Annotated in this window: 19 protein-coding genes; 4 read left to right on the top strand and 15 right to left on the bottom strand. The window is 42.2% G+C overall.

Going from position 1 to position 21,648, the window contains the following annotated elements; genetic code table 11:
- Window positions 1-306: 306 nt before the first annotated feature.
- The 5 genes from IC007_RS00955 to IC007_RS00935 all read right to left on the bottom strand — a co-directional run bounded on the left by IC007_RS00955 (window position 307) and on the right by IC007_RS00935 (window position 3,209).
- Window positions 307-867, bottom strand: coding sequence for a DUF3501 family protein (locus tag IC007_RS00955; RefSeq protein WP_054846392.1), 561 nt, complete (start codon window positions 865-867; stop codon window positions 307-309).
- Complete coding sequence (locus IC007_RS00950) at window positions 854-2,035, bottom strand: heterodisulfide reductase-related iron-sulfur binding cluster (RefSeq protein ID WP_054846391.1); 1,182 nt, start codon at window positions 2,033-2,035, stop codon at window positions 854-856. The genes IC007_RS00955 and IC007_RS00950 overlap by 14 nt, the downstream gene beginning before the upstream one ends.
- A gap of 3 nt (window positions 2,036-2,038) precedes the next feature.
- The gene (locus IC007_RS00945) at window positions 2,039-2,470 is read right to left on the bottom strand and encodes a rubrerythrin family protein (RefSeq protein WP_054846390.1); all 432 of its coding nucleotides are present in this window, start codon (window positions 2,468-2,470) and stop codon (window positions 2,039-2,041) included.
- 81 nt (window positions 2,471-2,551) lie between these two features.
- On the bottom strand, window positions 2,552-2,893 hold the full coding sequence (locus IC007_RS00940) for a hypothetical protein (RefSeq protein WP_149528218.1): 342 nt from the start codon (window positions 2,891-2,893) through the stop codon (window positions 2,552-2,554).
- 115 nt (window positions 2,894-3,008) lie between these two features.
- A complete protein-coding gene (locus IC007_RS00935) occupies window positions 3,009-3,209 on the bottom strand; it encodes a DUF1059 domain-containing protein (RefSeq protein ID WP_232048956.1) in 201 nt (66 codons plus the stop codon).
- An 85-nt stretch (window positions 3,210-3,294) separates the two neighbouring features.
- Between IC007_RS00935 and IC007_RS00930 the strand changes: the two genes are divergently transcribed.
- Window positions 3,295-3,654 (top strand): DUF1059 domain-containing protein, encoded by a 360-nt coding sequence (locus IC007_RS00930; RefSeq protein WP_054846388.1) that lies wholly within the window; start codon window positions 3,295-3,297, stop codon window positions 3,652-3,654.
- Between the two features lie 177 nt (window positions 3,655-3,831).
- Here the strand turns inward: IC007_RS00930 and IC007_RS00925 are convergent, their stop codons facing one another.
- From IC007_RS00925 to IC007_RS00900, 6 genes are all read right to left on the bottom strand, one after another.
- A complete protein-coding gene (locus IC007_RS00925; RefSeq protein WP_084739843.1) occupies window positions 3,832-5,136 on the bottom strand; it encodes a glycoside hydrolase family 1 protein in 1,305 nt (434 codons plus the stop codon).
- Window positions 5,137-5,370: 234 nt separating this feature from the next.
- Window positions 5,371-5,862: a hypothetical protein gene (locus IC007_RS00920; protein ID WP_149528217.1), complete on the bottom strand. Its 492-nt coding sequence runs from the start codon at window positions 5,860-5,862 to the stop codon at window positions 5,371-5,373.
- A gap of 287 nt (window positions 5,863-6,149) precedes the next feature.
- Window positions 6,150-6,869, bottom strand: coding sequence for a zinc ribbon domain-containing protein (locus IC007_RS00915; protein ID WP_162205008.1), 720 nt, complete (start codon window positions 6,867-6,869; stop codon window positions 6,150-6,152).
- Between the two features lie 59 nt (window positions 6,870-6,928).
- Window positions 6,929-7,528: a zinc ribbon domain-containing protein gene (locus IC007_RS00910; RefSeq protein WP_162205007.1), complete on the bottom strand. Its 600-nt coding sequence runs from the start codon at window positions 7,526-7,528 to the stop codon at window positions 6,929-6,931.
- Between the two features lie 161 nt (window positions 7,529-7,689).
- Window positions 7,690-9,396: a carboxypeptidase-like regulatory domain-containing protein gene (locus IC007_RS00905; protein WP_054846383.1), complete on the bottom strand. Its 1,707-nt coding sequence runs from the start codon at window positions 9,394-9,396 to the stop codon at window positions 7,690-7,692.
- A gap of 319 nt (window positions 9,397-9,715) precedes the next feature.
- Window positions 9,716-10,495, bottom strand: coding sequence for a sulfite exporter TauE/SafE family protein (locus IC007_RS00900; protein ID WP_054846382.1), 780 nt, complete (start codon window positions 10,493-10,495; stop codon window positions 9,716-9,718).
- A 273-nt stretch (window positions 10,496-10,768) separates the two neighbouring features.
- On the opposite strand from IC007_RS00900, the gene IC007_RS00895 reads away from it, so the two are divergent.
- Complete coding sequence (locus IC007_RS00895; RefSeq protein WP_054846381.1) at window positions 10,769-11,698, top strand: ABC transporter ATP-binding protein; 930 nt, start codon at window positions 10,769-10,771, stop codon at window positions 11,696-11,698.
- Between the two features lie 739 nt (window positions 11,699-12,437).
- Here the strand turns inward: IC007_RS00895 and IC007_RS00885 are convergent.
- Together IC007_RS00885 and IC007_RS00880 are read right to left on the bottom strand one after the other, a co-directional pair.
- Complete coding sequence (locus tag IC007_RS00885; protein ID WP_054846784.1) at window positions 12,438-13,874, bottom strand: L-aspartate oxidase; 1,437 nt, start codon at window positions 13,872-13,874, stop codon at window positions 12,438-12,440.
- 134 nt (window positions 13,875-14,008) lie between these two features.
- Window positions 14,009-15,232 carry a glycosyltransferase family 4 protein gene (locus IC007_RS00880; protein WP_054846783.1) on the bottom strand — a complete coding sequence of 408 codons (1,224 nt, stop codon included), beginning with the start codon at window positions 15,230-15,232 and terminating at the stop codon, window positions 14,009-14,011.
- Between the two features lie 180 nt (window positions 15,233-15,412).
- On the opposite strand from IC007_RS00880, the gene IC007_RS00875 reads away from it, so the two are divergent.
- Together IC007_RS00875 and IC007_RS00870 are read left to right on the top strand one after the other, a co-directional pair.
- Complete coding sequence (locus tag IC007_RS00875) at window positions 15,413-16,570, top strand: MFS transporter (RefSeq protein WP_232048955.1); 1,158 nt, start codon at window positions 15,413-15,415, stop codon at window positions 16,568-16,570.
- Window positions 16,571-16,951: 381 nt separating this feature from the next.
- Complete coding sequence (locus tag IC007_RS00870; RefSeq protein WP_149528215.1) at window positions 16,952-18,139, top strand: MFS transporter; 1,188 nt, start codon at window positions 16,952-16,954, stop codon at window positions 18,137-18,139.
- A 49-nt stretch (window positions 18,140-18,188) separates the two neighbouring features.
- Here IC007_RS00870 and IC007_RS00865 read toward each other — a convergent pair whose 3' ends face one another.
- Window positions 18,189-19,754: a serine/threonine-protein kinase gene (locus IC007_RS00865; protein WP_054846780.1), complete on the bottom strand. Its 1,566-nt coding sequence runs from the start codon at window positions 19,752-19,754 to the stop codon at window positions 18,189-18,191.
- Window positions 19,755-20,282: 528 nt separating this feature from the next.
- Window positions 20,283-21,632, bottom strand: a complete 1,350-nt coding sequence (locus tag IC007_RS00860) for a RuvB-like helicase (RefSeq protein ID WP_054846779.1) — start codon at window positions 21,630-21,632, stop codon at window positions 20,283-20,285.
- Window positions 21,633-21,648 lie beyond the last annotated feature (16 nt).

The raw sequence follows: 21,648 nt of genomic DNA, 5'->3' as shown, positions 1-21,648 counted from the left end.
AGATTTAAGGTATACCTAAAAAGCTTTTCGATATATCTTTTTTATTTCTCATGAAATGAAGGAGAGGTAAGGAAGAAAGGAATTTAGAAACAGAGTTCTTTTTGATTCTTTCTCTAAAATTAAATGTATTCTTAATAAAAAGCGTGTATAATGCGCTGTAACTTAAAAACAGAGTAGAATAGTTCACCTATTATTTCATGTGACCAAGAGAACCCAGCGTCGTTTTAATATAATTTCTATAAAAAGGTTTAAAAAAGATTTTACCATTTACTTTACTTTCTCTGCTCTTGAAATCTTTGTAGAGTGTCAGCCGCACTTCTCGTACGCTTCATCGATTAGCTTCTTAGCCAGTGTTTCTGGAATCTTGGTCTTGAATTTATAGTTCTCATGTATAACGTGAATCTCTATGTCGGATGACCTCTCTCCCTGCAAATCGAAGGTCAGGGGTTGTAATGTAGAGAACGCTTCTCCTTGGTCTATGCCGTTCTCAGGGTCTCCCTGAATTACCTTGTCTCCTACCTTCAGGAAAATGGAGTCGTATATCTTAGGTAGGGTCTTGAAAACGTTCAAGAGATCTGCATTATCCTTAGCGTAAATGTAGAGGGTTGCCTTAACTTTACCCCCACAAGGTAGCCAACTCTTGTATACCTCTATTTCCTTTTCGATGTCCTCCTTGCTGCTCAACCTGTCCAGATAGACCATCTCCTGAATCTGGTGCAGGACTGTATCCTTGTTCTCGAACAGGATCGACATCCTGTCACCCAGCTCTATCCTCCTCTCCTTCTTGATCTCTACTGCCTTAGATATCCTTTCACTCCTCTTGGGTTCGTATTCTTTCCAGGGGAGTACTTCTTCAACTCTTATCATTTTCCATCGCCCTCTTGAGCATCTGGATCGGGTGTAAAGGCTTCTTTCCTGACGCTTTCTCTATCTGCATTCCCGCCAAGGGGCACTCAGTCACAAAGACGTCGGCCGTGCTCTGCGAGAATGCCTCCATCATCTTTGAACCGACAACCTTAGCCTTAGAGTAGTTCCTTAAACCCCATCCCCCGTCTATTCCAGAACATCCTTTATCTGCAAGCTCCACTTTCGTTTTGATCATCCTTAAAGTCTGAACTCCAGGATAGCCAACTCCTAAGTATTTCAGGTGGCACGGAGCGTGATAGAAAGCTGACAAGGGTAGCTTATAGTCCAGCTTTATTTTGCCTTCCTTCTTCAACTTCATTAGGTACTCCATGGCATCGTAAACCTTGATCTGTTCCTTGTCTAACACGTATTGGTATTCCTTGGACAACATGAGGGTACAAGTGGGCACTGGAGACACCACGTCGTATCCCTTCTCAAGGTAATCCTTGATCTTGGAATAGTTCCTTTCAGCGTTCTTCTTGAGCGCGTCGGCGTCTCCTGCGTCTAGCATCGGAGCACCACAACAGACGAAGTCACCCACCTCTACTTGGATTCCCAGTTTGGAGTAGACTTCAACTAAGTCCTTTCCTATCTCGACGAAGAAATTATCGACTAAACAGGTTGGAAACAGGATCACCTTCGCCACGGGATTTGGTACCTTAGGAGCACTGAAGGACTGCTTGAAGCTTCTCTCCGACACTCTGAGTTTGGGAGCGTCCTCGCTCTCAAGGAAATTGACCATAGCAGGCGCAATTGGCCTAGCTATCCCGACGAAGTCGAGCATCTCATAAAGCCTCTCCTTCAGCGGTATCCCTCTCTCTTTCCTCATGAGTAGCCACCCCCACTCCAAGAGGTGGGGAAAGTCCATGTTTAGATCATTAGGAGGAGTAAAAGGGCAGTTGACGTAACACATGTTACAATGGAAACACTCTGAAGCTATTGTGTAAAGATCGTCCAAAGTTAAGGCTTTCACCCCCTTAGAATCAGTGAACTTAAAGAGTGTAGGGAAAGCGGGACAGTAATTGAAGCACCTTCTGCAACCATGACAGACAGAAGCTTGACGGATGAACTCCGACTGAAGTTTATTTTTATCAAAAAAGGATGGATTGTCTTTATTTAACGAATACAAATGTTACTCTCCCCTTACTTGCTTAAGGATGTTGGTGAACTTCTCTGCGTGGCTTTTCTCAGCCCTTGCTAAGGTTTCGAACCACTCAGCTGCCTCATCGAAACCTTCCTCTCTAGCTGTCTTAGCGAAGCCAGGGTACATCTGTGTGAACTCGTAGGTCTCTCCTGCTACTGCTGACTCCAGCATCTCCTCTATTGTCTTGATCGGTTTCCCAGTTGCGGGGTCTACTGAGTCGCCTTGTCTTATGAAGTCCAAGTGTCCGAAAGCGTGAGCGGTCTCTCCCTCAGATATACTTCTCAGCAACCCGGCTACTTCAGGATACCCTTCCTCATCGGCTCTCTTTGCGAAATAAAGATACCTCCTGTTAGCCATTGATTCTCCTATAAAACCTTCTTTGAAGTTCTTCTCCGTTTGTGTACCTTTCATGCTTTTCATTTTTATCTTAAGATGAATATCTCGCCTTAATATATAAACGTTTCTAGAATAAAGTTACTATTAGTTAATAGTTAGAATCTTCTAAATGTAATCCTTCATGTAGGTCCTGCGGAGGAAGTCCTCATCCATCTTTATTATCCTCTTTGTCCTTTCTAGGACCTCCATCAACCCTTCCTCTGGAGGCATTCCTTCCCTTATAGAAACGTGTGACATGAAAGACCCGGTAACTCTCCCTATAGGGGTCTGGAAGTCTAGCTGTAATTCCAGTGAAATTCTGTCTGTCCGCTCTAAAGCCCTAACCAAGGAACTCCAATTCTCTTGAATATAACGTAGTTTTGCTCTATTTATTTCTAATCCAAAGAGGGTAGAGTAAACGTTGTCCCTCATCAATGAAATGTGTCTTAAAAAATCATTTACTTCCATCGGAATAAATAATAGGAAACTTAAATAAAAAACATTGATTTAAACGTAGAGTTTGTACACCTTTCTATTCCATTAATTTCTCAAAGTGACCCTTTTAGAAAAAGGTAAGATAATTCTATTTCTTTTCCACGTTACTCTTTATTGCGTCTATTGTACTCTGTGGTATAGATGTCATTCCGTGAGCTTTCGAGGCGTGAATCTTCAATATCTCCATTAGCTCATCTTCGTTCGATGCTCCTTTCACTTCAAACCCACAGTTCATTCCTATCTTTGAACACGAGAAATATAGTTTCTTTTTCTTACCAAATAACTGCATGATCTTCATTAAATGCGAAAACAAATAAGGAAGTGTCAGAAAAGTTCTAACGAGGTCTTAATATATCAAGTGAACAATCATTCATATGGCAAAGTATTCGTTTTCGTGTGCAAGTATAGGGCAGAACTGTGGTTTCGAGATAGTTAATGCCTCTTCTGAGGACGAGCTCCTGCAACAAATTACGGTTCATGCAAAGAGCAGTCATGGTATCAACAACCCACCGAAGGACCTAGTGGACAAGATAAAAGCTAACATAAAGAAATCAGGAAAGTATTCGTTTTCGTGTGCAAGTATAGGGCAGAACTGTGGTTTCGAGATAAAGAATGCTGGAAATGAAGACGAGTTAATGCAACAAATAGCTCTTCACGCTAAGCTCAGTCATGGTATCAACAACCCACCGAAGGACCTAGTGGACAAGATAAAAGCTAACATAAAAGCTGAATAAAATTTCAAGATTTTCTAAATTATCTGAATTTGCGCTATTTGGAGAAGATAAAGAGAGTATTTTTTCCTTCGTCAGGCTAAAAACATTTTCTTAGATTTTATATTATCTAGACTTCACATTTTCCCACCAATTCTAGTTCTCATTAATCTAAGGCAGGCTACTGTTTCTGGTCATAGATCATTCGACGGAATCAGACAGATTTAAATAATTTAGCATTCTCTTGTCAATTTCCCTAGATGTAGCAATCTCTTTATAAAGATAAGCTGACGGCCTCCACCAAGCTTTCCTGCTCTTGAAGTCCATTCCCATGAGACCGAAACGTTGGGAAAATCCCGAAGACCATTCGTAATTGTCCACTAGAGACCAGTGAAGATACCCTTTAACAGGAACTCCTTCTCCCATCGCCTTCCTTACATAGTAAAGGTGGGACACTATGTACCATGGTCTTATCATATCCTTAGAATCTGAGACACCGTTTTCTGTAACGTAAATCTCCTTACCGTACCTCCTCCACGACTCAAGAAGGACGTTTCTGATCCCCTCAGGGTATACTTCCCATCCATTATCAGAAACAACCCTTCCCTCGAGGCTAGTTGAATAACCTTGTGCATACATACCTAGTCCCCTCTTAACGGTGAAATTCTCTCCAATAGGTTCAACTACTATTCTGGTGTAATAGTTCACTCCTAGCCAATCCCAATTAACTCCGTCTAGGAAGGAAAACTCCTCCTCCATTTTCGCCTTTTCCTTTACTTCCTCATCACCTTGGATGTCAGCCATAGCGTACACGATTCCCACTTTCTTCTTCGTGATCCCCTTAATGGACTTGTAAGCTAAGTTGCATGCCTTCATCAAGTTTTCCTTGACTATCTCAGCCTTCTCGAAGTCCAGATAAGACGGAGGGAAACCCATTCTCGTTAACACGAAACCGGCCTTCCAAATTACGTTCGGCTCATTCACGATCACGTACTCATCAACAAGGTCGTCTAAGCTCTTTACGGAACTCTCCACGAATTCCTGGAAGTGGTCTAACGTGCTTTCCATGAGCCAACCAGACCTCTCAAACTTCCCCTTCCTGACCATTATTGGATCGTGTAACCATAACGGCATAGACCAATGATATAAGTTGAGAATGACGTGGAATCCCTTGTCTTTCAGGTCCTTCAGAATCTGTCCATAGGTGTTTATTACATCTTCATTGAAACTTCCCTTTTCCGGGAACAACCTAGACCATTCTACCCCGACTCTGACAGCGTTTAGACCCATCCTTTTAGCTTCCTGATGGAAGAAAGCGTAATTTTTCAAGTAGCCTACTCCGTTCTCAGGTAAGTCTCCGCTCACCAATCCTGAGATTATGTTTTCCTTGTCGTGGACCCACTTGAACCAATCCGAGTTCTGATCCAGAGGACTACCTCCGCCCATTTCAAATTGGAACCCGGATTGAGACCAACCGAACTTGAAATTTTCAGGAAATTCCATCATATATGTTTAAACATGCTGGTTAAAAGCAATTCTACAGAAAGGCAAAGGATTAAAAGAGTGATAAGCACAATACGGGTGTAATTAGGCTCTACTTTAGATAAGGGAAACGAAAGCTTTCTGGCAAGAGTCTAAAGAAACCACGAGGTTGCCTGGATTTCTCCATTCCTCTTTCCAAAAAAGGAAGAAATTTACGAACCTCTCTGAGGAGGAAACTACTTGGTCTATTGCTTTGACCTAATTCTCGCTACATACCTTCCTGACTTCGTTACAACTCTCTGATACCAGCTCCTTCCATTCTCCCCCTATTGATTCACAATAGTTAATGATACTACATGGAATTTTCCTTAAAACATGTAATAACGGTGGAAGGGTCTGATACCAAGCTAATGCCCTAACCTCAAGGTTATTTGATTTAAGTAGTTGGGAAAGGCAATCCGCTCGACTTAATAGCTCCCCTTCACTAATCATGTTGTTTAGCACCTTAGGTACAAGATTCCATACTCTATACCTACTACCCTCGTCTGGATAGCAGAGTAAGGAGAGGAATGTCTCTTTATCATTAAAACTTCCTTTTTCGATCATCTCCTGTATTACCTCCCAAGAGGCGTGTTTTACGTCTTTGTCGTTTGACGATAAAAGTTGGATCAGTCTAGGCACTATTTCTCGAGGGTTCATGCTTAGAATCTTTCCTTTCTCTCCCCTCTTTAGAAGATCTTCTAATTCCATAAGCAAGTCCAAGTCATTGGTATAAAAAACGTTATCTAGAGAAAGGTTTAATTTTTAGCTCATGTTCGTTCATTTCTCTATAAATGACTTGATAAATGTTAATTGCGATATATATAGATTAGGATCTACAATTACATGATAAATTTATAGAGACCCCTTTTGATATCTTATTATTTTAATTTATTTCATAATTTAATGTAAAATTCTTATATACATCTCTTGAACCTCTTATCTTTTTTAAAGCTTGTCACAGAGGGTTCTTTCTTTTGTGCTTGCTAGAGAGATTTTTAGTTTTCTCTATTTAAGGAAAGATTGAAATCACTAGCTGCATAAAGCAACGTGACAGAAATCAAATAAACGAGCCATAACGGGATCAAAAGGATTGGATAGAAAGGAGCTACGCAAGACATGACAGTAGACACGATGAACCCAGAGGACGATAATAGAAATACTTTGTCGTTAAATTCCTCATATGCCCTAAAAATCCCAAGAAAAAGTGAAAGAGTAGATCCTATTACAAACAAGCCCATTACAGACAAGGTTGCGAAAGGTATGGTGGATGAGGGAATGAAGAGGCCCATGACAGAGGTAGACAGGAAAAACACCGAAAAGACAATTATGAACAGGAAAGATATAATGAATATGGTAGTTCCTAGATAAGGTATTTTATACTTTAAGTTGTCTCTCATCACAGAGGAATATCCTTTCCTTAACTTCATCACTGAAATAAACAGTAAAATAGTACCTACAGCGACTGCTCCAAGGAAACCCAGAAAAGAGTAGAAGTCGTTGAAGAAGACCCCTTTATCCAGTAAATAAGCTAGACCTAAAGTCACGGAAAGGTAGATCAATGATACCAAATTTATAATACTAAATGATCTAAATCCCCTTAGAAGGTTCTTTTCATTTTCGCTCAGACTCCTCCTCTTGAGATTGTATCCACATCTCTGACAGTACGAAAAGCTGTCATCGTTTGGATAGCCACATCTGGGACAGATCTTTACCATTAGTTTCAATTTTATCCTCTTGCTTTTTAAATTCATTTGAGAGTACCATTGCTAGGTCTTCACGTTATAGCAAATCCTATCAAAGGGATCAAGTAGAGGACCACAGTTAGAGAAATCAAAGGTTTATTACAGATCCTGCCGATCATAAACGACGATATAGAGAGGCCTAAAATCGATGATATGAAACCTAACACTCCTAAACCTACGACAAGAGGAAAGAAAAAGGAGAAGAGGTTGTCAGTATCCAAGACGAAAATTAACAGGGAACCAAATAGTACTACCATTAAAAGCGTCTTCGAGCCGAAGCTCAAGAGAGATGAGGCAAAAGAGATAGCTCTATTCTGAAAACCATCCAACAGATTTCTGAAGGTAATCAAGAAAGTAATGAAGAGAATAAACGAAATAATTGAGTAAATATACAAGGGAATGAACACGTTACTCTGAGTGAAGATAAGAACCGACTCTGCGTTCATCAGGTGCGGTATTTTACCTGAGCTATCTAAAGAGAGAAAGCTAAAAATAAGGTAAACTACATAGAGAGAGTAAGACAAGGCAAATTTTGAGCTGGAAACCTTACCTGAAGTCAATCTGTAACCGCAGTTAGAACAGAAGTTAGCATCATCTTCGTTCGGATGACCACAACGCGGACAAGGTCTCAATTTATTTCTAGCTCTTAGTATGAGGAATTAAATCTTATCCTATGAGGAATGAAGAAAACTATCTATTTATGGTTTGAAGTAGTTAAGAAAATTCTTTCTTCCTTTTTTTAAAAAAATCCTATCTTAGCCTTGAAAGACCATGAGGTAGTCTCTGAAAAGATTTATTTAGTCGTTTTTGGCCTTCTAGTGAAGGCTAGAACTGCTACTATTACTATAACTATTATGATACCTATGATTATGTAAGGAAGGTAGTTCGTTGACGGATGTGTAGTCGTAGTGGTTGGCGGAATACTTGAAGTTGTTACCGTCGGATATACTAAAGAGGATAAGTTGAACATTTTTGAATACTGAACTCCATCATATGAGAGTTTTAACTCAACTTCTGCCGTTGTATTAGTCTTGGGTAAAACAAGCTTCACCTGACCTGACCCAGACGATAACGTAGTTGAAAAGCTCTTTGTAGTTCCGTTATAGAAGATCAGTGTACCTGATAGAGTAGCAGGTACTGGTTCCCCGTTCATGGTTGAGTTCACTGTAATCAAGAATGGAACTCCCCCGACTAAGTGGTAAGGTGGAAATAGAGTGGTTCCGTTCTGTGCAACTGAGATGCTCACGTTCATGTATTCCCTTGGCAGAGCTAACGTCACATTTACGGGTTGAGTTCCGTTAACCAGTATGGTCTTGTTCTCACTTACGAATCCCATTGAGGAGGCGTATATCATGAACTTCTCAGGCGTTCCGTCATAACTGACGTTGAAGACCACTGAAGATCCTTGTGCAGTCTCCTTAGTCCCATTAGTGTAAACTAAGCTTATGTTGGAGAATAAAGCAGATCCATTCTCCTCTGTAACCTTGACGTTGATGGGAACCTTAAAGTAGGTTGGCTCAAAATTCAACTTTACCTCAGTGTGACCTGCAGTATTATTGTAAACTGCTGAAGCATTAACCATAACAGATACTTTTCCTACTAGGGGCGGAGTGAAAGTTATGTTAGCTAACCCATTAGAGTTTGTGAGGGCTGTTAAAGTCTTGTTTACATAAGGAATGTAAGCTCCTACTTCTACATTCGAGACCGATTTACCTTGATAGATCACTTGATATTCTAAGGTAACTGGTTGTCCCTCTATTAGACTATAATTCGTGATTTGCTTACCGTTCTGGAATATTCCAGTCAAGTTTACATAGAGACCGATATAAGGTAACTTCAATGTGACTGGAAAAGTAGTATTACTATTGACATCTACTACTGCAGACTCAGTTTTATATCCATTAGCAGAAGCAATCAAGGTGTAATTTATAGGCGAAAGTGGATATTGAACTTGCAAATACGCTACTCCATTACTTCCGGTCACGTTATTTGCAACAATTGTTCCATTAGGGGCCTTTGCCTGAACGTTAGCTCCTGATATTGGAGTGCCATTTTGAGCTTCCACGTTTGCCTCTATGTAAGCAGGATATGAAGATGGAGTAATGGAGATATTAAAGGATGAGTATGCGTTATAGGTCGGATCCTCTATAAGTATTAAGTACTGTCCGATTGGATACTCTCCACTTATTATAGGACCGTAGAATCCTCCCGTGGAATTAGTAAATTCTCCTAATGAATTATAGAGTTTAATGGTCTCCTTATGTGTGGTTTGATTAACTATTACTTGATTAACTATTACTGTAAACTCTGAGTTAGGATACGGAGATGTAAAGTCCAAAATTACGCTCTGACCATCTCTATATGATTGATAGTCTTGAGATGGAGAATAGAAGTGAAATCCGCTCTGTGAGAAACTCGCTACAAACGGAGACGCAATTATAGATAAACCTATAGCTAGGACGAGAATTCCCATGCCCGTTCCGAACTTCAATGCTGACACTGGACTAAAAGGTAATATCGAGCTTATAACTTTGAGCGTAATATTTTGCTGCTATATATAATGATATTTTTATTTTGCAAAATATAATTGAATACAAAATATTATAAGTCTTTTATACTTCGTCAGATCTTAAAAGCCAAGATAGACAAAGGTCGGTTCATGAATTATGAGCTCGAAAATTATTAGGCAATTTACATCCTGCCTTTATAGCCTGAGCGAGAATAACCTCCTTAGTAAAATAAAATTCAAGAATTGAGGTCAACTTACCCATCTCTTATCAATTATATTTTTTCTAGGTAAGAAATTGGAGGATGGAAGATCAATGAATTATTTTCAATCCTTCAGATATAGCTGTGACCACAAATACGGCGCCAAGGAAAGCATATATGTAACGCGGGTTAGCCTTGTTTGCTAACTTGGCGAAGAAATAGCCCGAAACGAGAGCTATCAGTCCTATTACTATCGAAGCATAAATGTCTATTACTCCTGTGTAGATATAAGCTGCAGCTCCGCTAATAGCTGACATCATCATTCCGAGCGTAGCAGTTCCAATCATCCTCTTTATTGGTAAACCTGGCTCCAATATCATCATGACTGCTATGAACATGATCCCTCCGCTGGCTCCCAGAGTACCTGTTACTATCCCGATCAGAAAACTCATTGAAGGTATACCAACTACCCTCCTCACCAACGAGGGTTTAGTCCTTACATATCCTCCCTCGTCCTTCGGTTCGGTTGTGTTTCTGGCTTTCGAGAATGACCTCAGCGCCATAATTATGGCGAAAACTGCAAATATAGCTTCTAAAGGTTCCTGAGGTACTGACAAGGCTACCCTTGCCCCCACTTGAGCTCCAATTACTGCACCTATGCCGAGAAGAAGCGATAGTTTCACATCCACGTTCTGATTTCGCATGTAAGCTATTATGACTGAAATTGTAGTAATCACGTCAACTAAGAGGCTGGATCCTACAGATTCCTGAAAAGAGAGTCCCAGCAGAGAGAGAGCAGGTACGACTATGAGGACACCGCTGGACCCAGTGACTCCAGTTAGGATTCCAACAGCTATGCCTATTAAGATAAGTATTAACGGAGAGATCATAAGGTAGGAAACAATCGTTGCCGTTAAAAAATTTCCTTAATTGTTGTGGTGACTTTAAACGTTTTAGAGTCTAATTTGATGTCTATAAAGTGTAGAACCTTCGTTTTACAGAGAACTGAAGGACTGTGAACTACACCCTCGCTCAAGACTTTCGCCCCCTTAACCATCATAAAGTTAAAAATATGGGAAAAAGATGATGTCTGCCGTAGAGCTCTTCACTGTAAAAACGGCGTTTTCCTCAAAGTTTTAATCGACCGTCTTCATCATTAGGTAATGAGTGTAATAGTTGCGGAGCAGCTAGTAAAGTATTATGATAGAAAGGGAAAGAAACCTGCACTTAACGGGGTGTCGTTTGAGGTCAGTAAAGGCGAAGTCAGTGCCCTCCTTGGCCCCAATGGCTCAGGAAAGACCACTTCAATAAGGATAGTAATGGGGTTGATTTACCCTAACGAGGGCAAGGTATCAGTTCTAGGTCAGAACCCCTTCTCTAGAAAGGAAATATTCAGGGAAATAGGTTACGTCCAGGAATTGCCTAACTTACCGCCATTTATGAGTGGGAGGGAAGTCTTGGAGATGTCCTGTTCCATAAAGGGGATAGACAAGGCTGAAGTAGGCAGGGTTCTAGAGCTGGTAGGGATGAAGGAGTTCGCAGACAGGAAGATAGCCAAGTACAGCAAAGGGATGACACAAAGGATAGCTATAGCTGAGGCACTTCTCGGTAACCCGTCTCTCCTAATCATGGACGAGCCTAACATAGGGACAGATCCTATTATAAACCTAAAAATAAGGGAGATCATTGAGGGGCTCAAGAGAGGAGGCACTTCAGTGTTCATGACGTCTCATCAACTTGACGACGTCAGGAAAATGGCAGATACCGTTTACCTAATTTATAGAGGGAGAGTTTTCTTCAGGGGGAGCGTTGAGGACATGATAAAGAAGTTCTTGGGAGTTGTAGTTATAGTTGACACAAGTACACCGGAAAAACTTCAGGAAGTGGTGAAGAACGTCGAGTATGTTACTATCAGCGACGTTAAGAAGAGGGGGCAAGACTACAGGTTTACTCTCTCTTTGAAGGAAGACAGGAGAGAAGAGCTCTCTCAAATTCTCATTACACAAGGGGTGAAAGTAAAGGACTTCTTTATAAATGACGAGCTCGATGAAGCATACGAAAGAGCCATGGAGAACGCCTCAAAGGAGAAATAGATTTCATGAAAAATTATATTACAAAGTTTGAGGTTAAGGGGGCGGAAAGCCTCTGTGAGGCGGGGATGGATAGCCCCCTTTGTTTAAATAATCCTTTTTTTAAATTTCTTTTAGTAATGCTAATGACGCTCCTCCTCAGCTCGATCGAGGGCTTAATGGAACTGTGGGAGGATCAATCATCATCTTCTCTCTCTTAAGGGACTAGAGCTCGGCAATGAAAGTCCCCTCTTTTCAAGTGGGGGGCTCTCTGGCTACCCCTGACTGCCCACCAAATGAGAGATGTAATCCCGAATAGATGGTGGGAACGATGAGCCACTCTGGAAGGGAACCCTCGCCGTGGCGGGGAGGAGTCAGATAAAAAGATACGCAAGGAAAATATCAAGGAAAATATAACGGTGGACAGAATATACTATTTCAGATAAAAGATATATACATAAAGAATGGGTTACATTAATTGAGGAGAAACTGAATTTCGCGTTCACAAATAATTCCTCAGAAGCGTAGATTGCATTACTATAGATATAGCGTATGAAAGTTGTACCATACAGAAAAACCTAGTCGTGAGAAATGTAGGTGCCAGAATAATGAAAATAGCTATTTAACTGTTTATCCAACGAAAAATGGAAACTAAATCGCGTCTCCTCCCTCGAAGTCCTCTCGGTCTCTACTCCGGACCGCTAAGCCTTAGACACATGATTGGATAGTAAATCTAAAAAATATCAAATGACACAAAATATTTTCAACTTCTAGTCAGCCTGAAATATATTCTCTTACCCTCCCATTCTTTTTTATGAAATGGGAAATCCTCCCTGAAGTGATTTCCTCTGCTCTCGTCCCTCATCAACGCGGAATAAGCAGTTAAATAGGAGATCAGAGATGCCTTGGATTCCTCACATGAAGACGAAGTATCTACTTCTTTATAGTACGCGATTGCCTTTTCCAGCCTTTCCTTATTCCTCACTATTCCAACGTTACTCCAGTTCATTTCCCTTATTTCGTCGATCGAAGCTTTCCTGCCTTTCCATTCTGTCACGCTCACCATAGTCCCGTCGTCGGGGTAGAACCCCTCCCACTTGTCTATGTACCTATACAAGTTCATTCCAAATACGAGACCCTCGATGAGGGAGTTGCTGGCAAGCCTATTAGCTCCGTGAAGCCCTGAATCGCTGACCTCACCTATAGCGTAGAGCCCCTTCAAGTTCGTCTCGCCCCTTGTGTTTACCCTCACCCCTCCGTCTACGAAATGCGCTCCAGGGAAGACGTCCAATAAATCGGAAGGAGTTTTATTGTGCCTCCTCAGGAACGAGATTAACACGGGGAACTTTCTCTCCAAGTCCTTTATACCTCTCAGGTCCATGAAGACCTTGTAACCCTTGCTGTACTGATCATAAATCGCCCTCGACAAGACGTCCCTAGGAGCCAACTCTCCCCTTTTATCATAGGTAAATGCGAACCTCTCCCCCTTATCGTTAACTAACACTGCTCCTTCTCCCCTCAAGGTCTCTGTGAGAAGAAACACTTCTCCATCGATTGAAGTTACCGTGGGGTGGAACTGGACGAACTCCATGTCTCCCAGTAGAGCCCCTGCGTCGAAAGCAATAGCCATACCATCTCCAACATTTGTAGGCTGAGTTGATGAGAACTTAAAGAGGTAAGCATATCCCCCTGTCGCCAGAACGACTTTGTCGTCCTCTATCGCACTTCCCTCCGTGATAACTCCCCTCACTTCGTTATCTTTCACCATTAGGGCCTTAACTCTGTCCTCTAGAATGGGTATCTCCTCCTTTTTTGCCTCGCTCATCAAGAATTCATAGAATTCCCTACCTGTTTCGTCCGTTTTGTGCGCGACCCTTCTCCTCGAATGACCTCCCTCTAGCCTTAGATCTGGGTCAAACTGAAACCCCCACTTCTCCAGCTCATGTATCGCGGAGGGTGCCTCTTTTGTGACGTAGTTCACGGCTTTCAAATCGCACATTCCGTCTCCTACTTTGATCGTGTCCTGTGCGTGGAGCTCCGGCGAATCGTCCCCTGTAAGTGAAGCTGCTGCACCTCCTTTAGCTATGTAAGTAGAACCTCCGGTTATCTTTTTAGTGATCAGCCTGACCTTGTATCCGTTTCTCCTCAGCGAAACCGCAGCTGATAGTCCCGCAACGCCCGTTCCTACTATAACGACCATGTCCGAACATATGTTCGGACAACTTTAAGCTTTTTTATCCATATTTGCGATTTAAGTTTATGATTGGAACGATAGATAACAAAATTGACATTTATCATGTGAAATTTAATATTTTGTTTCTTTCAGGGAACGCTTTATCCCTTTATATGCCTAGATATGATCTCCTTAACTGATCTAGCTACATTATCCCAGGAGGAGTGAATTTCGAGGAATTCAAGTAACCTTTCGTCGTTCATCATATCATTGTATTTTGCCTCATCCATTTGAAGGAACTTTAGCGTAGCTTCTCCTACAGCTTTCACGTCAAACTCTGGCACAAAGGTCACGCCGGGGAGTCCTGAATAGACGCTCTTGACTGTGGGTATGTCATAAGCAACTACTGGAGTGCCCAAAGCTAAGGACTCAAGAACAACTAAAGAGAAACCATCAACGTGGCTGGGGTAAATCAAGCATTTAGCTTTAGACACCACGTCATTTAGTTTATCTCTATCAACGAAACCGAGGTATTCTACATCAATATCATATTTTTTTATTTTTCTCCAAAATATTTCCTCGTTATATTTATCAAAGAACTTACCCATAAGCAATAGTTTAGCCTTCCTTTTAGAATTTATTACCCTCATGATATCCGGGACTTCCCTGATCCCCTTGTCCTGATTGAGCCTGCTCCAGAAAACTACGTAGTCTTCTTTCCCTCTGTTTCGGTATTTCAAAAGGGAGCTATCGAAAGCGTTGCCAGGGTTTATTACATCCCCGTCTATCCCACTCCACTCTAGGGAGCCTTTACTTACAGACGCTATGAACCTCGGTGGATACCTAGAGATGAGTTTCCTGTTGATCCTCTTCGATACGAGCTCGTTGTAAAGAAACCTAGTATGAAACCCCTTACCCGTCCTGGGGTTTACACCATAGAATTTAATCAGCCTTTTCAGGTAAGTGAAAGAATTAGAATAATATAGAGGTTCGTGTATGGTTAACCCGTAATTTCCGTGCTTGGCTCCTAGGTAATAAATATCGAAAGAAGTGTGGTCTGGCTCGTACAGGAAGTCCACTTTATCGACGTCGTAATACTTGGATAAGACCTCTGAGATTTTATCTGGATTTAAAAATGACTTTTTCAGAGCTAAGTTTGTATCTAGAATAGAATAAAATCCCTGATCCAGCCTTATACCAGATGACTCCAGTTCTTTTGCCTTTTCGATGAGCTTTTCTTTAGGCCACTTGAGTGATGGACTTGAGGGGTAATAAATTACTTCGAATTCTTTCTTCAACCTCATCACTACCTCATATGAGTGTACCGATCCCCCGCCGGCGAAAGTTGGAGCTATCAGGTTGTTGTAGACTATTCCAAGCCTCATTCAACAATGTAAGGAATTTTGAAATATATAAGGAATGTCATGACCCATAACGTAAACGCGTTCTCCTGCTCATGGGAAAGACTCAAGGTTACCTCTCCCTGCTAAACCAAAATCAATTATAACGCTACTTTAAGTTACGACCAAAATTAACTCTTTAACTTTTTAGTTAACTAATATATCATGCTATCGAGAATCAGAGGGCTAACTTTCACTTCCATGGCACATTTCCTAAATGACGGTACGTTCCTCATTTTCCCATTGTTAATAGTGTACTATGAAGAAATACATGTCAGCGACGTAATCTTGGGTACAGTCGCTGTACTTTATACTCTTCTCTCTGGAATTCTTTCACCTTTCATAGGGGACTTCGCCGATAAGAGCGAGAAGGACTCTCTCCTGATCATGACTGGGATCCTCCTGGAAGGGATAGCAATGGTTTCCTTCGCCGTATCATTTAGGACGTTAACGTATCCCTTAATGATGTTGGGTGCTATCTTACTGGGCATAGGACAAGCCTTCTACCACCCAATAGGAGGAAGCATCCTTTCAAACTTGTTTGGGAAATCCTCCGGTAGAGCTCTGGGAATAAACGGGTCTGCAGGAAGCGTCGGAAGGTCTCTAATGCCTTCTTTGGTATCTTTCCTAATTCTCCTCTTCACAGCCATTTACGGTCTACTGATATACGGCGTCATAATGATAGTAGGAGCTGTCGTGATCAGGTTAGGACTAGAGGGATACAGCAAAGCGACCAGATTAAGGAAACCCAAGGAGAAGTTGGAGAGGCAGTTCGTGAGGTTTATAATACTTCTTGGAGTGATGGTCTTCCTCAGAAGTATGTTCATCACAGGAGTCACCACATTTACAGGGAAATACGTTTTCTCCATTTATCATTCGGCCTTCCTAGCCGGGATATTCCTTACAATAGGGTTTATAGGCTCGATTTTCGGCCAACCGTTTTTCGGTTTCCTCACCGAAAAAAGGGGAGGGAAGTTCTCCTTTATACTGTCAAGTGTGATGTCTTTGATATTCTTCGTGATTTTCCTTTACCTAAAGCAGTTCTACATTTCGGCAATCATATACACTTTCTTCACTTTCTCGGCTTTCAGCTCTTTCCCAGTCCTTCTAGGATACGTCTCACAAGTGTTTCCGAAGACTTTCGTCACTGTAGCCAATTCTTACGTCTGGGGTATAGGAGTGACTGTAGGAGGTGCTCTAGGCAATGCGGTAGTGACTGCATTTCTAGCTTACAACATACCTTTGTCAACCTCCTTCATCGTCTTGATGGTTTTAGCGTTTCTCTCCTTAGTGATGACTCCACTCCTTCCTAAGAAGGTATAACTCTCATGAAATTGGAGAATTACCCTCGTCTCTCCTACTTCTCCTTTTTGAGCCTTCAATGTGAGAGACGAAGACACTCTTCTAATATGTTTTTATATTGTATCTTATCACGAATATATGGACTTTATTATTAAATTATAAATATTTACAAAGATCCTACTCTCAGCGGACTAATATCACTTTACGGGGTATCTCTTCTTTCGTACATTTATTTTTAAATTCCTTCTCTTTTTCTATAAAGAGACTATGAATACCGTTCAATCAAAATATAAGTATTCTTATTACTTTTACATGATCCGACGTCAGATTTAGATTGAGGAATGAACACTTATACAGAAATAAGAAGATTAAATTTTTTTAAATTTATTTAAATATGAGTGTATGCGCAGTTACGTCCATGCTGTTCTCTCTTCGAGTTTAGGATGGGCTGGAAATATATATGACCTTGTAATAATAACTTATGCATATACCTTTCTTCATAGTCATCTAGATATACCTTACGCTTATCTGACTGTCCTATTTGCTCTGGGCCTTGCGGGGAGGGCTATAGGAGCATTCTATTTCGGCAAGCTCGCCGACATCAAGGGAAGGAAGACGGTAGCCATGATAGGGACTGCAGGTTACTCTTTGTCACAGTTAGCCTTTTCGTTCACTTTCTTCCTTCCAGCTATGTTGTTGCTCAGGGCTATAGAAGGAATTTTCATGGGGGCACAGTGGACGTCTGGAACCGTGCTCGCCGTGGAAAGTGCCCCACCCAAAAAGCTCCAACTTGTAAACAGCGTAGTTCAGGCGGGTTACGCTATGGGTTACGCAATGACCGGGGTAGTTTACGCTTTAGTAGGACAGATAAGCTCTTTTCAACAATACGAGATGTTCATGATCACCGGAGCGATACCGCTTATGATAGTACCTTACATTGCATTAATGGTACAGGAAAGATTCGTACCCACTAATAACATGTTCATGAAGGTCAACGTCAAGGACTACTACGGTTACTTGATAAAGGCGTCTCTAGCTATGTCTGGAATGTTCATAGCCTACATGGCAGTATTCAGCATTTATCCAGACTACGCGTCATTAAACGGGTTCTCTTCCTTTGAACTGGGTACTGTAATGGCTATAGCTAACGGTATACAAGCCTTCTCCTATGTCCTTTTTGCAAGGCTGACCTCCTTTGCCTCCACTTCCAGGTTAATTTACTTTGGACTCATTGGAATAATAATTGCTGCATTTCTATCCATGCCATTATTACCATCAATAAAGGCAATACCGGTAATGTCTTCCGGCATAATACTTTATGCCTTCTCCATAGGTTTCTGGCCTCTAATATCCTCGCTTGTTGTCTCGTCTGTACCTCCTGAGGTCAGAGCTTTCATAACCGGAACTTCATACAACTTAGGTGCTGTATGGGGAGGAGTCGTGTCAGCACTTCTGGGTGTTTTCATTCAGGCTTTCGGAATGTCTACGTTACCTTTCTTCATCGACGGTTTGGAGGGAATAGCAGTTTCGGTGGTATTTATCTCCATATTCACCTGGCCTAAACGGACACCAGTTCCAGTATCAACTTAAATTACTACTTATACCTCCTTACTATTCACGGTTTCATCCAACATTTAGGTCATGGGAGTGGATCGAGCATCGCTTCAACCTCATTCAAGATATCAGTCATTTTAGGTCTCTTCTCTGGATCCTTCGATACACACTTCATTATTAAACTTCCTATTTCACCTTCAATTCGATCTGGAGTAAACTGGTTCCAGACTTCTCTAGCCACATCAGGGTCGTGCAGAGTTATAGCCTCGTTAAACTTCTCCGCTATCCCTAGGTTAAGCATCTTACCCGTCAACATTTCATAGAAAGTTGCGCCGAAGGCGTAAACGTCCATGTAAGGCGAGGAAGGTTCTCCCTTCAAACCAGCAATTACTTGGTCTCCTGGTGCGTAGCAAGGTGTAGCATGAACTACCTTTTCCCCTGTCCTTGTCACTGACCCTAGGTCGCCTACCTTCACCTTAAGCTTTCCAGATTTCATGTCGTAGAGAACGTCTTCCCCTCCTCCTCTCGGCTGAGAGGATATGAGGATATTTGACGGCTTAATGTCCAGATGTACGAAACCGCCTTCATGAAGGAACGAGAGACCCTTCGCCACTGAGAACATTGCCCTCTTCACTATCTCTTCCCACACCCTGGAGGACATGAGCTTCTCGTTCATCAGTGACCTCAGAGTCCCCTGCATGAATTCCATTGCTATGTAAGGGGGATTCTCGTAATAGAAGGAAGGATCCCTGATGCTCCTGAGAATTCGCTCCTTAGAGAAGTTAACTCCAGTTATCTCTACAAGGTATTCCTTGTTGTTCTCTGAGATGACCTTAACTGCAGAGACTTCCCTGAACATATCCATGAGCGTGTTACCCGTTATGAGGACAGTCCTCCCTGGATCGTGAGTGATTACGGGTACCTTCAGTGCTACCTCAGACGAACCGGCCCTAGCTTTCAATACGTATGAGTTACCTCCCTTAGCGATAATCTCCTCCACAGTGTAAAGTACGTCTATCTCCTTTCCTATCCACAGGGAGGAGTCCCATTGTCCTACTGCGTGAGTCTTTCCGTCCTTGAAGAGAACTGTCTTAATTCCCTCATCGGTAAGCGTGAACGGTAGAAAATAATGGAAGTTCTTCCTTCCGACCGTGAAAGAGATGGAAAAGGCAGAATCGCGAATGAACTTGAGGAATTCATCTGTCCTCTGTTGGGATACGTTCATGGAACTTAGGAACTTAACAATGGACTCCTCAGTCATCAGAACGCCTCCATAAATGTCCTTACCTAAGATGGAATTGTAAACGTTGTCTAACTTCATGATGGAGGTAACGGACTTGTCTACTTCCCTTATGAGCTTAATTATGTCTACAAAGAAGATTGGGGGAGGTTCGGTAATCAGCTCGGAGAATTCTCTCTCAGCTCTGGCCGTGAGGCTCCTCACTCTAAATTGGACTTCCCTTCTGTCCACTTTCACCTTGCTTATGTGTTTCATCGCTACAAGCCTATCTTCGGGCTTAAGCTTGGAGAGAAATTGATCCATGATGTACCCTGTTATGTCTTCCTCCAACTGTGCATGAAGTGAAATCCTTCTAGCGACTTCCCTAACTAGGACGTACACGTACTCTGCTAGAGACTCTGGATCGTTCATTATGAGAAAGAGCAGACAGAGAATATTAAACGCAGATCAACAGAGTCCCTAACTTTCCATACGGGCACAAAGATTCCTCCTTAATTCGTCGTTTTCGTCATTAACCCAGAAAATCTCGTAGGGAAGTGGATATTCAGATGCCCACGAAAATGGTTAATCATTCACATCACCCTTGTCTCACGGAATAGATGGAACATTAGTCCGGTTCTCTTCTCACAGGCTCATTAAGTCCTCATGGGCTACGAGAAGTGTTATCATCGTTAAAGAGTAATTTGAATAATGATCGTCTAAACGAAGGAAGCTATAGTCGCAACTCTAGGCCTCTCGCTCCTTAATCTCGACTTTGTAGCATATGCGTTTTTTTTTTATATATATATATCGTGTTAATTACAGTCTCAAGCACGAGGTAACCTGTAAGAAAGCAAAGAATAGAGTCCAAGACAGCCATAATGAAAATTGAAGTCAGCCAGGCAACGATACATCACTGTTCAGTGCCGTTTGCCAGTCATCATGGTCATTAGGCAAGGGTCACTTCAATAATACGTTCTCATACTCCTTCACGTATTTAACACTTCTCTTTAGGTCACTGAAGAGCCCGGAAGCCTTGTTCACGTCGTCTACCTTTATCGTGGATCTTCCCTCCCTCTGGGCTATCACCAGCGAAGGCTCTATTAGCTCTACAGCGTATCTCATGCTGTTCTCGACTCCGAGTTTCGTTAAAGCGTCTAGCGCTTCGGGTTCTATCATTACGTCTAGTTCCTCGGCTCTTATCTTCAATATCTCCTTTATCTCTTCTGTAGAGTAAGGCTTCGTGGGTATTATGAGGAGCCTGTCCAGAAGATCTAACGGCATCCCGTGAGGAGACTCTACATCAGTTCCCCTTATCTTAGTAACTCCCCTGTTGGTTGCTAAAATCAGGATCGGAGATAGATCGCTCTCTAGAGCCCTAGTAAGGAATGAGAAAGCTTCCATGTCCAGCATGTGAGCGTCGTCTATGAAAAGGACTCCCGGTAGCAGCTCCGCACTGCCCTTGTTTATCATCTCCTTCACTATTCTGTCCACCTCCTTTCTAATATCCTGGTTGATTTCCCTCTCCGACCATATGGAGAAGATCGCGGTAATGGAAAGGTTCCTAGCGGCCAGGTTTAAGTCCAGGTCGTGAAGCGTCAAGGTGGTAGTCAGTTCCTTTTCCTTCTTTATAGGACCGCTGGGGATCTCCACTGTCTTCACCCCTGAAATGTCCAACTTCTCTGCATCGCTCGACCTTCCTTCCTTGACCAGCTCGCCGGTCTCGGCGTCTATCCATATCACGTCTCCTTTCCTTACACCTTTACCTACTATTTGTTCCGCAATACTTTCTCCCACCCTTAACGTGGTCTCCTCGTCCTTAGTCCCTATCCTTATTTCGGCCTCTCTTGGAACTTGTGAATAGGGGTTAATCCTGTTCTTAGCTACCTTCACTCTGATCTCCTTTACAACTCCCTCGTATACAGTCCTCCTCTGCCTTATTCTCACTCCTATGGATTTCCTCACTGCCTGCGTCAGAATCTCGGTCTTCTTAAGCTCTGTGGAGTATATCTCAGATCCATTTAGGGAATTAAACGGAGTGTCCTCACCTAACTCTCTAGCTATAGCTACGGCAAGAGCGGTCTTTCCGGTTCCCGGCGGCCCCACTAGAAGGATTCCTTTTCCGGCCATCTTCCCTTCGCTGACCAGCTTGACCACGATTCCTGCAGCTTCCCTAGCTTCCATTTGACCTACGAGGCCGTCTCCTTTAAACAGAGGCTTGCCTTTCTCGTCAAGCCCTAGACCCAAGACGTGGCTGTGTATACTAGCCTTTTCTTTTACAACTTTCCTTAAATCCTGGATCTCGGACATTTCGCTTGTATATAAA

This window comes from Sulfuracidifex tepidarius, assembly GCF_008326425.1.
GTDB classification, from domain to species: domain Archaea; phylum Thermoproteota; class Thermoprotei_A; order Sulfolobales; family Sulfolobaceae; genus Sulfuracidifex; species Sulfuracidifex tepidarius.
Note: the sequence above shows the minus strand (reverse complement) of the source record. Positions and strands in the feature narration are given on the sequence as shown.

Coding starts and splice junctions, on each gene's coding strand:
- IC007_RS00920 (WP_149528217.1), bottom strand. CDS start 5,862: ATGGAATTAGAAGATCTTCTAAAGAGGGGAGAGAAAGGAAAGATTCTA.
- IC007_RS00870 (WP_149528215.1), top strand. CDS start 16,952: ATGCGCAGTTACGTCCATGCTGTTCTCTCTTCGAGTTTAGGATGGGCT.
- IC007_RS00930 (WP_054846388.1), top strand. CDS start 3,295: ATGGCAAAGTATTCGTTTTCGTGTGCAAGTATAGGGCAGAACTGTGGT.
- IC007_RS00875 (WP_232048955.1), top strand. CDS start 15,413: ATGCTATCGAGAATCAGAGGGCTAACTTTCACTTCCATGGCACATTTC.
- IC007_RS00900 (WP_054846382.1), bottom strand. CDS start 10,495: ATGATCTCTCCGTTAATACTTATCTTAATAGGCATAGCTGTTGGAATC.
- IC007_RS00935 (WP_232048956.1), bottom strand. CDS start 3,209: ATGCAGTTATTTGGTAAGAAAAAGAAACTATATTTCTCGTGTTCAAAG.
- IC007_RS00925 (WP_084739843.1), bottom strand. CDS start 5,136: ATGATGGAATTTCCTGAAAATTTCAAGTTCGGTTGGTCTCAATCCGGG.
- IC007_RS00915 (WP_162205008.1), bottom strand. CDS start 6,869: ATGGTAAAGATCTGTCCCAGATGTGGCTATCCAAACGATGACAGCTTT.
- IC007_RS00865 (WP_054846780.1), bottom strand. CDS start 19,754: ATGAACGATCCAGAGTCTCTAGCAGAGTACGTGTACGTCCTAGTTAGG.
- IC007_RS00880 (WP_054846783.1), bottom strand. CDS start 15,232: ATGAGGCTTGGAATAGTCTACAACAACCTGATAGCTCCAACTTTCGCC.
- IC007_RS00860 (WP_054846779.1), bottom strand. CDS start 21,632: ATGTCCGAGATCCAGGATTTAAGGAAAGTTGTAAAAGAAAAGGCTAGT.
- IC007_RS00885 (WP_054846784.1), bottom strand. CDS start 13,874: ATGGTCGTTATAGTAGGAACGGGCGTTGCGGGACTATCAGCTGCGGTT.
- IC007_RS00955 (WP_054846392.1), bottom strand. CDS start 867: ATGATAAGAGTTGAAGAAGTACTCCCCTGGAAAGAATACGAACCCAAG.
- IC007_RS00940 (WP_149528218.1), bottom strand. CDS start 2,893: ATGGAAGTAAATGATTTTTTAAGACACATTTCATTGATGAGGGACAAC.
- IC007_RS00895 (WP_054846381.1), top strand. CDS start 10,769: ATGAGTGTAATAGTTGCGGAGCAGCTAGTAAAGTATTATGATAGAAAG.
- IC007_RS00945 (WP_054846390.1), bottom strand. CDS start 2,470: ATGAAAAGCATGAAAGGTACACAAACGGAGAAGAACTTCAAAGAAGGT.